General features: G+C 64.5%; 12 protein-coding genes. 9 read left to right on the top strand and 3 right to left on the bottom strand.

Annotated features, from left to right (window positions below; translation table 11 throughout):
* The 6 genes from RT551_RS15265 to RT551_RS15240 form a co-directional block, all read left to right on the top strand.
* On the top strand, positions 1–861 hold an 861-nt coding region (locus RT551_RS15265; protein ID WP_313460264.1), incomplete at its 5' end, for a helix-turn-helix domain-containing protein.
* Between the two features lie 103 nt (positions 862–964).
* Positions 965–1,741, top strand: a complete 777-nt coding sequence (gene dsbG / locus RT551_RS15260; protein WP_313460262.1) for a thiol:disulfide interchange protein DsbG — start codon at positions 965–967, stop codon at positions 1,739–1,741.
* Between the two features lie 270 nt (positions 1,742–2,011).
* Positions 2,012–3,436, top strand: a complete 1,425-nt coding sequence (locus tag RT551_RS15255) for a DcaP family trimeric outer membrane transporter (RefSeq protein ID WP_313460260.1) — start codon at positions 2,012–2,014, stop codon at positions 3,434–3,436.
* An 18-nt stretch (positions 3,437–3,454) separates the two neighbouring features.
* Positions 3,455–4,795: an arginine/agmatine antiporter gene (gene adiC, locus RT551_RS15250; protein WP_313460259.1), complete on the top strand. Its 1,341-nt coding sequence runs from the start codon at positions 3,455–3,457 to the stop codon at positions 4,793–4,795.
* A gap of 22 nt (positions 4,796–4,817) precedes the next feature.
* Complete coding sequence (locus tag RT551_RS15245) at positions 4,818–7,106, top strand: Orn/Lys/Arg decarboxylase N-terminal domain-containing protein (RefSeq protein ID WP_313460258.1); 2,289 nt, start codon at positions 4,818–4,820, stop codon at positions 7,104–7,106.
* A gap of 27 nt (positions 7,107–7,133) precedes the next feature.
* Complete coding sequence (locus RT551_RS15240; RefSeq protein WP_313460256.1) at positions 7,134–8,036, top strand: cation transporter; 903 nt, start codon at positions 7,134–7,136, stop codon at positions 8,034–8,036.
* A gap of 402 nt (positions 8,037–8,438) precedes the next feature.
* On the opposite strand, the gene RT551_RS15235 is transcribed toward RT551_RS15240, so the two are convergent.
* On the bottom strand, positions 8,439–8,750 hold the full coding sequence (locus tag RT551_RS15235) for a hypothetical protein (protein ID WP_313460254.1): 312 nt from the start codon (positions 8,748–8,750) through the stop codon (positions 8,439–8,441).
* Between RT551_RS15235 and RT551_RS15230 the strand changes: the two genes are divergently transcribed.
* The 3 genes from RT551_RS15230 to map all read left to right on the top strand — a co-directional run bounded on the left by RT551_RS15230 (position 8,749) and on the right by map (position 10,138).
* On the top strand, positions 8,749–9,006 hold the full coding sequence (locus RT551_RS15230; protein WP_313460252.1) for a SymE family type I addiction module toxin: 258 nt from the start codon (positions 8,749–8,751) through the stop codon (positions 9,004–9,006). The genes RT551_RS15235 and RT551_RS15230 overlap by 2 nt on opposite strands.
* A gap of 158 nt (positions 9,007–9,164) precedes the next feature.
* Positions 9,165–9,377, top strand: a complete 213-nt coding sequence (locus RT551_RS15225) for a ParD-like family protein (protein WP_125360453.1) — start codon at positions 9,165–9,167, stop codon at positions 9,375–9,377.
* Entirely contained in the window at positions 9,374–10,138 is a 765-nt protein-coding gene (gene map / locus RT551_RS15220) for a type I methionyl aminopeptidase (RefSeq protein ID WP_313460251.1), read from the top strand. Before RT551_RS15225 ends, map begins: the two co-directional genes overlap by 4 nt.
* A 266-nt stretch (positions 10,139–10,404) precedes the next feature.
* Here map and RT551_RS15215 read toward each other — a convergent pair whose 3' ends face one another.
* Together RT551_RS15215 and RT551_RS15210 are read right to left on the bottom strand one after the other, a co-directional pair.
* A complete protein-coding gene (locus RT551_RS15215; protein WP_313460249.1) occupies positions 10,405–11,070 on the bottom strand; it encodes a hypothetical protein in 666 nt (221 codons plus the stop codon).
* On the bottom strand, positions 11,067–11,810 hold the full coding sequence (locus RT551_RS15210) for a hypothetical protein (protein ID WP_313460248.1): 744 nt from the start codon (positions 11,808–11,810) through the stop codon (positions 11,067–11,069). Before RT551_RS15210 ends, RT551_RS15215 begins: the two co-directional genes overlap by 4 nt.
* Positions 11,811–12,343: the final 533 nt, after the last annotated feature.

Below are 12,343 nucleotides of genomic sequence, written 5' to 3'. Positions count from 1 at the left end.
ACCGGCATGCAGCGGGTGGCCGGTGCGGAGCTGTTCGGCGACGCGGTGCCGGCGGTGATCGTGGTGCCGGGCAACGAGCCGACCTGGCCGTTGGCGCGCCCTGACGAGCGCATGCTGAACTGGCTGCGCGACAGCCATGACGCCGGCAGCATGCTGGCCGGCTGTGAAGAGGGCGGGCTGATGCTGGCGATGGCGGGCATGTTGACCGGGCGTTCGGTCAGCCTGCCGGCGCTGACCCGCTGCCCGCCACTGGCGCAGATGGTGCCCAGCTGGCTGCCGAGCGAGCGCGCCCTGGTCGACGATGGCGACCTGATGACCTCCTCCGGTAACGATGCCTGGAAGTTCCTCAGTCTGCGCCTGCTGGCCCGCATCTACGGCCAGAGCGTGATGGCCGCGGCCATCCAGCAGCTGCAGTTGACCATCCCCAAAGCCGTGCAGGAAGACCTGGAACGCTTCAGCCCGAACTTCGCGCATGGCGACCGCGGCATTCTCAAGGCCCAGCGCTGGCTGCACAGCATCGCCGCACGCGGCGTTTCGCTTCCGGATATCTGCGAGGCGTCCGGGCTGGAGCCGCGCACGCTGCAGCGTCGTTTCCTCAAGGCCACGGGCATGCGCCCCATCGCTTACTGCCAGCGCCTGCGCATCGCCAAGGCACAGCTGCTGCTGCAGGCCGGCGGTGCGGTGGATGAGGTGTCGTGGACGGTCGGCTATTCCGATCAGAGCGCGTTCCGCCGCCTGTTCCTGCGCATTGTGGGGGTTACTCCGGCGCGGTATCGCCGGCAGATCTTCTCGGCACGGCGCGAACGCGCACGTCCTGCCCCTGGCAAGGCGCAGAGTGAACCGATGCGCTCGGTTGCATGAGTGGTGGGCAGGCTTCGCGGTTGCGACTACCCTGTGCGCAGAGCGAACGCGTTCATTGCCAGGAGTTGCCATGTTGTTGAAACCACCGTCCGTGAGGGCGTCCATGTTGGTCGCCGCGCTGACTCTGCTGCCCGTTGCCAGTCACGCACAGTCGGCTTCCAGCCCGGCAGCACCCGCTGCCAAGGCGCGCCCGGCGGTACTGCAGGGCATTGAGAAGCAGGGCTTCAAGGTGCTGGGCGAGTTCGATGCGCCCGCCGGCCTGCGCGGTTTTGCCGGCGTGGTCAGCGAGCAGCAGCCCGCCACGGCCTACGTCACGGCGGATGGGTCGCATGTCCTGTTCGGCACCTTGTTCAATGAAAAGGGTGAGGACGTGGGCGCAGCGGCGCTGGATCGGCTGGTGGCCAAGCCGATGTCCGACACCATCTGGCGCAAGCTGGATGCCAGCAGCTGGGTGCGCGATGGCCGTGCCGACGCGCCCAGGGTGATCTACACCTTCAGCGACGCCAACTGCCCGTACTGCCATCACTTCTGGCAGGCCGCGCGACCGTGGGTGGACAGCGGCAAAGTGCAGCTGCGTCATGTGATGGTCGGCGTGATCCGTGAAGACAGCCCGGCCAAGGCCGCCGCCATCCTGGGCGCGCCCAATCCCAGCGCGGTGTTTCTGGAAAACGAACACAGCTTCAGCAAGGGCGGCATCAAGCCCGCCGCCAGCATCAGCCCGGCGCTGGCCAACAAGCTCGATGCCAACCAGCGCCTGATGCTGGAACTTGGCTTCCAAGGCACGCCCGGCATTCTGTTCCGTGATGCGCAGGGCGTCGTGCAGCGCGTGAGTGGCATGCCGCAGGGCGAGGACATGGAAAAGGTGATGGGCCCGCGCTGATTGCCGCGCGGCGTTTCATCATCACTTCACGAAGCACTCACCAGCACCTTGATACTCAAGGCGCTGGTCTGCCGCTGGCGAACGGCAGATCACCCGGGATGAGGAGGGAATCCCACGCGGGTGCCTGAGGGCGAGTGCACTGCGTGCGCGGTCACGCAGTGTGTTGCGCATCACAATCCTGCGTTGCAGTACCGGGTTGCCGGTCTGACCTCGTAGCGCCCGTGCGTTCACGTGGACCGGCAGTGTTGACTGCAGTTCACGGAGGATGCGATGCGCCTGTCTGTGTGGGTGATGATGTGCGCGCTTTGTGCGGCCGCGATGCCGGCGCAGGCGCAGGATTCGGCGCAGGCGTTGCGCCAGGACATCCAGACCCTGCGTCGAACGCTGGAAAGCATGGAGCAGCGCCTGCAGGCGCTGGAGCAGACCGAGGCCGGCGCGCCAGCTACTTCCATCCCGTCACCACCGCCAGCGGTGGTCGCCACGGCTCCCACCAGCACCTTGGCGCGCGCCGCCCAGGTGCCCGGCACCGGGCAGGCGATTCTGCCGCCGCGTGATTCGGTCGGTGATCCCTCCACCGCCGCCTCGCGCCCCGACAGCGCGGCCGGGCCTACCGACCCTGAGTTGAAAGGCTTCTTCGCCATTCCCAACACCGACACGATGATCCGCATTGGCGGCTACGCCAAGCTGGATGCGATTGTCGATGCACGCGCCAGTGGTGATGAGGACCAGTTCATCACCTCGACCATTCCGGTCGGCAGTGACCACCGCGACATGCGCAACTTCAATCTGCATGCCAAGCAGACCCGTTTCAGTTTCGAGGCGCGCCGGCCGACCACACGCGGCAACCTGCGGTTCTATCTGGAGAACGACTTCTTCGGCAGCAGCGATGGTTATGAGTTCCGCCTGCGGCATGCTTACGGGCAGCTGGGCAATACCTACGCGGGTTACGGCTATTCCAGTTTCATGGACGCCGACAGCCTGCCCGACACCCTGGACTTCGCCGGGCCGGGCGGAGCCGGTTACCTGCTGGTGGCCGGCATCCATCACAGCTTTGCGATGGGCAAGGGCAACACGCTGACGATCGCCGCTGAAGATCCCGACAGCGAACTGGCCGGCACCACCGACGATGCCCGCGCTGAAAGCCGTCTCCCCGATGTCACCCTCACCGCGCGCATGGAGCGCGACTGGGGCCACCTGCAGGTAGGCGCAGTTGCGCGCAGCATCGGCTACGACGGCATCGACCGCGATGAGCGCAAGCTCGGTGGTGGCGTGCAGTTGAGTGGCTCGGCCAGTGTCGGTGAGCAGGACCTGCTGCTGTTCGGTGTGCTCGGCGGCAAGGGCCTGAGCCGCTACACCGCCGACCTCACCGGCTCCGGCCTGGACGCCGCCATCGCGCTGGATGGCCGGCTGCGCATGCTCTCGCTGGCCGGCGGCTTCGTCGGTTACACCCATTACTGGTCGCCGATGTGGCGTTCGAACCTGGTGCTGGGCCAGCTCACGCTCGGCCGTGACGACGCGCTTGCGGCGGATGCGTTCCGGCAAAGCCGCTATGGCGTGCTGAACCTGATCTGGAGCCCGGCTCCGTCCTGGACCATGGGCATGGAGCTGTTGTACGGGCAGCTGGAGCAACAGGACGGCGAACGCGCCGACACGATGCGGCTGCAGGGCAGCCTTCAATACAACTTCATCAAGTAGCGGCCGAGGAGAAGCGTCATGGCGCAGGGCAAGAAGATCGGAGTGGTCGGGGCCACCTTCCTGGTGGCCGGCAACATGATGGGGTCGGGGGTGTTTCTGCTGCCCTCCAGCCTGGCCAAGATCGGCACCGCGTCGATCTGGGGCTGGCTGATCACCACGGCGGGTGCGCTGCTGCTGGCGTTTGTGTTCGCCAAGCTGGGCAAGCTCGCCCCCAAGGCCGGTGGTCCGTACGCGTATGCGCGCGACTGGTTCGGGCCCTACATGGGCTTCCAGACCAACACCATCTACTGGTTCGCCAACTGGATCGGCAATGTCGCCATTCCCATCGCGGCGGTGGGTTACTTCAGCTACTTCTTCCCGATTCTGTCCCAGCCCATTCCACGCTGCATCGCGGTGCTGGCGCTGGTATGGGTGCTCAGCTTCGCCAACGTGATCGGCCCGGCGTTCGTGAGCCGCGTGCAGACCGTGACCACCAGCTTCGCATTGATCCCGATCCTGGGCATCGCGATCTTCGGCTGGTTCTTCTTCGATCCGGCCATCTTCAAGGGCGCGTACAACGTGTCCGGGGAATCGAACTTCGGAGCCATCTCCAGCGCCGCTGCCCTGACCCTGTGGGCGTTCATTGGCGTGGAGTCGGCGTCGGTCACCGCTGGTGTGGTGGAAAACCCGGAGAAGAACGTGGCCCGCGCGACGCTGGCGGGTGTATTCCTGGCCGCCATTGCCTACATCGCCAGTTCCTCGGTGATCATGGGCATGGTGCCGAATGGGGAGCTGCAGACCTCCGATGCACCGTTCGCGCTGGCCGCCGCCAATGCCGTGGGCGGGTGGGGCGGGGCACTGGTCAGCTTGTGCGCCTTTGTCGGTGCGGCGGGCTCGTTGGGCGGCTGGATCCTGCTGACCGCACAGAGTGCCAAGGCCGCCTCGGATGACGGCCTGTTCCCCAGCATCTTCAGCAAGACCAACAAGGACGACGTGCCGGTGAAAGGCGTGCTGATCGTGGCGGTGCTGATGACGGTCGCCGTGCTGGTGACGTCCACCTCGGAAACCGCCTCGGCCCAGTTCGATGTGATCACCTCGGCGGCGGTGGTGCTGACCCTGCTGCCCTACATCTACTCCTGCGTGGCCTGCTACTTCGTGGTGGAGCGTTCGCACACGCTGGTGCATATCGGCGCGTTCTGGTTCCTGACCAGCATCACCGTCGTGTACTGCCTGTGGGCGATCTTCGGTTCGTCCGGCAGCATCGTGCAGTACGCGTTCCTGTTCGTGCTGTTCATCACCGTGTTCTACCCGTTCTTCAGCGAGGAGCGCCGCCGCCAGCGTGGCCAGCTGCCGCCGCTGGACGCTTCGAAGGCTTCGTGAGTCTGCCCCCAGGAGAAATGCTGTGTACTTCAAATCATTGGACTACCCGGTCATCGTCATCGATGCCGACTACGAGTCGCCGCGCATTGGTGGCATTCTGATCCGCGCGCTGGTGGAGGAACTCCGCAAGAACGAGCAGCGCGTGCTGTGCGGCCTGACCCTGGCCGACGCCCAGGCCGGGGCGCGCACCTATGTGGCCGCCTCAGCGGTACTGATCTCGATTGACGGCACCGAGGACGAGCCCACCGAGTTCCAGCGCCTGCTCGGTTTCCTGCGCGAACAAAGCGCACGCCGGGGCGGCCTGCCGGTGTTCCTGTACGGCGAACGCCGCACCATCGAGAAGGTGCCGAGCAAGCTGCTGAAGTACGTGCACGGCTACATCTTTCTATTCGAGGACACCAAGAGCTTCATTGCCCGCCAGGTAATGCGCGCGGCTGAAGACTACATGCACACGCTGCTGCCGCCGTTCTTCAAGGCGCTGATCCATCACGCGGCCGAGTCCAATTACTCCTGGCACACGCCCGGGCATGCCGGTGGTGTGGCCTTCACCAAATCGCCGGTGGGGCGTGCGTTCCACCAGTTCTATGGCGAGAACACGCTGCGCAGCGATCTTTCCATCTCGGTGCCGGAGCTGGGCTCGCTGCTCGACCACAGCGGGCCGATCAGGGAAGCCGAGAACGAAGCCGCACGCAACTTTGGTGCCGACCACACCTTCTTCGTCACCAACGGCACCTCCACCGCCAACAAGATTGTCTGGCATGGCACCGTGGGGCGGGGCGATGTGGTGTTCGTTGACCGCAACTGTCACAAGTCGCTGCTGCATGCGTTGATCATGACCGGCGGCGTGCCGGTGTACTTCACCCCCAGCCGCAACGCGCACGGCATCATCGGGCCGATCAGCCTGGACCAGTTCACCCCCGAGGCGCTGCTGCAGGCGATTGCCGCCAATCCCTTGGCCAGCCAGGCGTTCCAGGCCGGTTCCAAGCCACGCATTGCGGTGGTCACCAACTCCACCTATGACGGGCTGTGCTACAACGCCGAGAAGATTGCCGACGAGATCGGCAGCGCGGTGGACTTCCTGCATTTCGACGAGGCGTGGTATGCCTATGCCGCCTTCCATCCGTTCTATGAGAACCATTACGGCATGGCCAAGGGCAAGGCGCGCGAGCAGGACGCGATCATCTTCACCACCCATTCCACGCACAAGCTGCTGGCGGCATTCTCACAGGCGTCGATGATCCACGTGCGCAATGCCGCCACCCGCGAACTGGATGCCGAGCGTTTCAACGAGGCGTTCATGATGCACACCACCACCAGCCCGCATTACGGCGTGATTGCCGCCTGCGACGTGGCCTCGAAGATGATGGAGGGGCCGGCCGGAGAATCGCTGGTGCAGGAAATGCACGATGAGGCCATTGCCTTCCGCCGTGCCATGCTGCATGTGCGCGATGATCTGGGGCGCGATGACTGGTGGTTCAGTGTCTGGCAGCCGGACAAGCTGGAGCGTTCGCTGGCCAAGGGCGATGCGCCGGCTCCGCTGGTGGCCAAGCGCGAGGAATGGTATCTGCAGCCGGATGCGTACTGGCACGGCTTTGATGGGCTGGTGGAAGACTACGTACTGATTGACCCGATCAAGGTCACGTTGTTGACTCCCGGGCTTTCCATCAGCGGGGAGGTCGCCGAGCATGGCATCCCCGCTGCGGTGCTCAGCAAGTTCCTGTGGACGCGCGGCATCACCGTGGAGAAGACCAATCTGTACTCGGTGCTGTTCCTGTTCTCGATGGGCATTACCAAGGGCAAGTGGAGCACGCTGGTGACCGAGCTGATGGCCTTCAAGGAGCTGTATGACCACAATGCGCCGCTGAGCCGGGCGCTGCCGGATCTGGCCGCCGACTATGGGGCCATCTACGCCGGCTGGGGCCTGCGCGACCTGTGCCAGGCCCTGCATGACTTCAACCGGGAGTTCGCGGTCGCCAAGGTGATGCGCGAGATGTACGTGGACCTGCCCACGCCGGTGATGACCCCGGCCAAGGCCTATGACCACCTGGTGCGCGGCGAGATCGAGCGGGTCGACATCGAGGCGCTGAGCGGGCGTATTGCCGGCACCATGCTGGTGCCGTACCCGCCGGGCATTCCGACCATCATGCCGGGTGAACGCTTCGGGGCCTCCGATGAGCCCATCATCCAGTCGCTGCGCATTGCCCGCGAACAGAACGCGCGCTTCCCGGGTTTCGAGTCGGACGTGCACGGGCTTATCATCGACCGCAGCGGCGACGCGCCGAGCTACAAGGTGGAGGTGCTGAAGGTCTGAGGCCATGCCCGGAACCTTCGGCGCGCGATGGATACAGCACGCGAACAGCGGGTTCTGAAGTTCTCGATCGGGGTCACGGTGGCGGTCAGCGCCACCGGCTTCGTCGGCGGCCTGCTGGTGGGGTCGCAGGCGATTCTGTTCGACGGCGTCTACAGCCTGGTCGACGTGGCGCTGACCCTGGTGGCGCTGGCGGTGCTGCGGCTGGTGGCGCGGGAGGAGAGCCCACGCTTCCAGTATGGGTACTGGCACCTGGAGCCGATGGTGGAGGCGCTGGGCGGGGCCATTCTGGCCTTGGCCTGCATCTATGCGCTCGCCAACTCGATCATCGGGCTGACCACCGGCGGGCATACGGTGAAGGCCGGGCCTGCGTTGGCGTGGGCCTCGTTACTGTGCGTGAGCAATCTGGGCATGGCCGCGATTGTGCGCGTGTATGCCAAGCGGCTGCAGTCCGGGCTGCTGTGGCTGGACGTACGCGCCTGGCTGCTGAGCGGGCTGATGAGTCTGGCGGTGGTGCTGGCGTTTGCGATTGCCTTGCTGCTACGCGATGGCGAGCACGCGCACTGGATTCCCTACCTGGACCCGCTGGTGCTGGCTGCGATCAGTCTGGCGGTGCTGCCGGTGCCCTTGCGGGGCGCGTGGCGAGCGATGCGCGAGGTGCTGCAGGTCGCCCCGGATACGCTGGACGCGCGGGTGCAGGAGGTAATGAGCGCGTTCGTGGCCGAGCATGGGTATCTGGATTTCACCAGCCACGTGGCCAAGATGGGGCGGATGCGGTTTGTGGAGATCCATATCCTGACCCACCCGGAAACCGTGATCGGCAGCATCGGCAATGTGGATGCGTTGCGGGACGAGATTGCCGAGCGGCTGGATGCGCGGGGGAGTGATTTCTGGCTGACGATTGATTTCACCGCTGATCCCGCGTGGACGTGAGGGTCATGACGCGGTAACGCATCAATGCCGGGGTGCAGGGCGGGGATGGCCCGGTTGTGCGATGGTGAATGGTGGGGACGACGGGGCCGCTTGGATCGGGTAGAACGACGGGGGCAATGGTGATGTTGGGGCATTGGTAGGGTCGCACGACAGTCGACCGCCGATAGCGGTGATCCGTGCGGCGAAGGCCGAATGTGTGGCGGAGGAGCGCATCACCGTTCGAGGTCATGCCGATATCGAACGTTGATCGTCTCCGTGCAGTCGACCATGGGTCGACTCTACCGAAGCGGCATCTCAGGTTGCCCCTTGCCGCCCCGCCGTTCGTAGTCATTCGCGTCACGGGGCAGCTCAAGCAGCGACATCGCCGCATGCCGCGCCGCGTCATGAAAACTGTGACCGGGTTTACCAGAACGGCATCAGATTTCGATCATTCCGGTCCATTCGCGCCACTCCTGTGGCGAGAACCGACAGCGCTGAATTACCCTGTCGCTTATGCCATTTCACTTCGCGTGGTGGATCGCGCACGGTGGGGTCAAGGAGCTTGATAACTCCGCGCAATGACAGAAGTAGTTCGACGTTCAACGTCGGGAGGGTGGCGCAATACAACACCCCCGGGGAAAGCGTCACGCCGTTCTTTCTGTCATTCGCACGGTTATCAACCTCCCGACTCCCTCGCCATTCCGGCGAGGGAGAACTCACCAGGAGTTGATACATGACCACTTCCAACGACGGCAGCAACAACAACAGCAACGACGACAAGCGCGGCACCTTCTACTGGTTCAAGCCGGACAGCCTGCGCGTCAAGGCGCTCAACGACCCCAGCGGCAAGAAGAACCTGGGCAGCAAGAACATCCCGATGATCAAGCTGCGCGGCATGTGGCTGACCCGTGCCGGGTTTGAGGTGGGGACGGAGTTCGACATTGAGTTTGGCAAGGATTGTCTGATCCTGCGGCCGGTCAGCGCCGGCTGACGCCCAGGACGGATGGTGCGCGGAACCGGTGCCGCGTGCCATTCGTTCGAGGGTCATGCCGATAACGAACGTTGGCAGGGTGCGTGCAGTCGACCGGGGGTCGACTCTACCGGGGCATATGCGTACCATATATGGTTCATATACACCCCGGAGCCCCCATGGGCATCGTCAACATCGACGACCAGCTGCACGACAACCTGCGCCGCGCCAGTGCCGTTTCCGGCCGCTCCATCAACGCCCAAGCGGGCTTCTGGATCAAAGTCGGCATGCTCTGCGAGATGAACCCCGGCCTGAGCTACCAGGAGATCGTCTGCCGTGAGCTACGTGCCGCGGGGGTGGACCCCGGCGCGCTGAGGGTGGCCGAAGCATGATCAAGACCCCCGAAGAACGCCGCCTGATGGCCGAATCCGGCCGCCTGCTCGCGCGCGTTTTCGAAGCGCTGGACAAGCTGCAGCTGGAAGGCATGTCCACCCTGCAGGTCAATGATTGGGTGGAGCGTTTCATCGTCGATGAGCTGCAGGCCCGCCCGGCCAGCAAAGGTCAGTACGGCTTCGAGTACGTGCTCAACACCTCCATCGACACCGTCGTCTGCCACGGCGTGCCGTCGGCCAACGACATCCTGCGCGCAGGCAGCATCGTCAATCTGGATATCACCCTGGAAAAGAACGGCTTCATCGCCGATTCCAGCAAGACCTATCTGATCGGCGAAGTGGACTACGCCGCCAAGCGCTTGGTGCGGGTCACCCGCGAGGCGATGTGGAAAGGCATCGAGATGGTGCGCCCGGGGGCAACCCTGGGTGACATCGGTTTCGCCATCCAGCAGCACGCCAAGGCGCATGGCTACAGCGTGGTGAAGGAGTTCTGCGGCCACGGCATCGGCCGGGAAATGCACGAAGAGCCGCAGGTACTGCACTACGGAAAGCGCGGTGCGGGGTTGGAGCTGGAAGAGGGCATGACCTTCACCATCGAGCCGATGATCAACCAGGGCCGCGCGGCAATTGACCACAGCGATGACGGTTGGACGGTGACCACGCGCGACGGCAAGCTTTCGGCGCAGTTCGAGCACACCGTGCTGGTGACCGCCGACGGCGTGAAGGTACTGACGCTGCGCGAGGGTGAGCGCACCCCGTGATCGCCGCTGATGGCGCGGTGGAGGATGACGCTCTGGTGGTGCTTTGCTGGCGCTTTGGTAGGGTCGCACGACAGTCGACCGCCGATAACGGCGATCGGTGCTTTAGGGCATGGACGCTGCCGGGCATCGGCTTTCGGCCAAGGTCATGCCCCATCGTACGTTGAACCCCTATCGGCGGTCGACTGTCGTGCGACCCTACCGGAATTTGAGGATGCCGCAGATCAGGCAGATCGGTTCATCACACGACACGCCATCGCAGGGCACCGTCAGCCGCGCGGTACGTCTTCGGTTTCGAACCCGATCGGGCGCACGGGGTACGGCACCACCTGCAGTTGCCCAGCGCCCACCAGCGGACGCCTGCGGGTCACCTCGGTGCCGTAAGTGTAGCTGCCGCCACCGGGCAGCATGAATCCGGAGGACTGCGAAGCAATGGCGGTATCGCTTCCCCCCACCTGGCTTGGATCTGGCCGCAGCAGCAGATAGGTGGGGGCCACAGGCCGGCGGCGGTCCACGAACACACTCAGTGAGTACTCGTTGGTACGTCGCGCGAAATCGCTGAACCCATAGCGTCGGAGGGTCTGGAAGTTGGCGTCCAATACTTCAGCGCTGGCGGCAAATGTTCCGCCTTCTGACAGCACGATGCGTACGTCGATTTCGCTGGGTTCATGCAGTGCGTCCAGGCGATAAAGGGCGACCGGCAAGGCGGTGCCCTCCATCCGCACGCACGCGGCAACGGCGGCGAATTCCACCCGACGCGCCTGCGCCTTCTCCTTTGGCTCCAGGTAGGCCAGCGGACGACTGGCCACCGCCGCCAGGTTGTCCACGCAGGCGGTACTGAGGTCCGGTGGTGTCGCGCGGTAGACCTGCCGGCCGCACCCGGACAGCACCAGCGCGGTCATGCCCAACATCGCAGCGGTGGCCAGGCGGGTCACAGCTGCTTCACCAGTGCATCGTTGGCCTGATCAATGGCGATCTTCATGCCCTCGACCGTCTGGGGCCCTGCGGCTTCCAGCAGGTCAAAGTCGGCATAGGCGAAGCGACGTCGCTCCGGTTCCAGTGTGATGGATTGCGGCTGATTGAATACGTTGTTGTAGACGACGTAGTCGGTGAAGTAGTTCTGCTTGCCGTCCGCGCTGACCAGGCGTGCCGATACTGCAAAGGTAGGGCGGTAGGGCGAGCTGTCGCCGGCACCGGCGGCGGCGTAGCCAACGAAGTTCAGATTGATGTCCAGCTGTGCGTCTGCGGGATGGGCGGGTGCGTAGCTCTTGCGTAGACCGTTCACTCCGCGCGCGGCTTTTGCGGATTTGGCTTCGATGAGTGATTCAGGCCAGACCAGCGTGTAGCCGCGCTCCTGCATGCGCTGGGTCAGACTGTCCTTGAAATAGACACCCGGGTCAAAGCTGGCGGCGGCGAACGCGGCCTGTAGTTTGCCGCGTTTGCTGGCCATGTCGCCCGCTGCGATCAACCCGCCGAGCAGACCAAAATTGGTGCCGGGGTGATGCATCATGAAGACGTTGGGTTCGAACGACTGTGCCGGCAGCACCGCAATGGTCTTGATGGCAGGTACGGCCTCGCGGTTGTAGGCCTGTTGCTTGGGCAGGCTCACGCACCCGGGAAGTGCGGCCAGCATGACCAGACAGACGGCCCAACGCAGTGCAGCGAAACGCTTCATTCTTGATTTCCCCCTGGAAAGTGGTGGCCCAGGAGGTCGTCGGCCGTGCATGGCGACTGCGTGCCAGACGCCCCCGCGGCTGGCAGATTCCCCCCTGGAATCTGTCCTGGCAGTGACCAGGACCGGGCGAGACTATCGGGTGGCGCGGGCGATCGGCTATGCAGATCTGGCCAATAATCGGCTCCTTGAAGTGCCGGTAGGGTCGCACGACAGTCGACCGCCGATATCCGTTCAACGTCCGGTTGGGCATGACCTTGGGCGAAAGCCGGTGCCGGGCATGGTCCATGCCCCAAAGCGCCGATTGCCGTTATCGGCGGTCGACTGTCGTGCGACCCTACCGCCCTATCCGTATCCATATCCGCGTCGAATTCGCACACTTATCCACACGCCGACATAACGAAGCAAGGCGTAGCGTCCGAGCCTCACGGGGGTGAATCGCGAGCGGTGGACGGTCCGGCGGGGCGGTGCCAAAGCGATACCGTGTCCTGTTGAGACTTCATCTGTTCGGTGCAGCCCTGTGCCGGCGCTTGATT

The sequence above is a fragment of the Stenotrophomonas sp. genome, from assembly GCF_032103445.1.
GTDB lineage: Bacteria > Pseudomonadota > Gammaproteobacteria > Xanthomonadales > Xanthomonadaceae > Stenotrophomonas.
The sequence above is the reverse complement of the archived record's forward strand: the minus strand, read 5'-3'. Positions and strand labels throughout refer to the sequence as shown.

Bases quoted from the DNA above. Each gene is read 5' to 3' on its own strand.
- RT551_RS15240 (WP_313460256.1), top strand. From the start codon at position 7,134: ATGGATACAGCACGCGAACAGCGGGTTCTGAAGTTCTCGATCGGGGTC.
- dsbG (WP_313460262.1), top strand. From the start codon at position 965: ATGTTGGTCGCCGCGCTGACTCTGCTGCCCGTTGCCAGTCACGCACAG.
- adiC (WP_313460259.1), top strand. From the start codon at position 3,455: ATGGCGCAGGGCAAGAAGATCGGAGTGGTCGGGGCCACCTTCCTGGTG.
- RT551_RS15255 (WP_313460260.1), top strand. From the start codon at position 2,012: ATGCGCCTGTCTGTGTGGGTGATGATGTGCGCGCTTTGTGCGGCCGCG.
- RT551_RS15210 (WP_313460248.1), bottom strand. From the start codon at position 11,810: ATGAAGCGTTTCGCTGCACTGCGTTGGGCCGTCTGTCTGGTCATGCTG.
- RT551_RS15225 (WP_125360453.1), top strand. From the start codon at position 9,165: ATGGGCATCGTCAACATCGACGACCAGCTGCACGACAACCTGCGCCGC.
- RT551_RS15235 (WP_313460254.1), bottom strand. From the start codon at position 8,750: ATGTATCAACTCCTGGTGAGTTCTCCCTCGCCGGAATGGCGAGGGAGT.
- map (WP_313460251.1), top strand. From the start codon at position 9,374: ATGATCAAGACCCCCGAAGAACGCCGCCTGATGGCCGAATCCGGCCGC.
- RT551_RS15230 (WP_313460252.1), top strand. From the start codon at position 8,749: ATGACCACTTCCAACGACGGCAGCAACAACAACAGCAACGACGACAAG.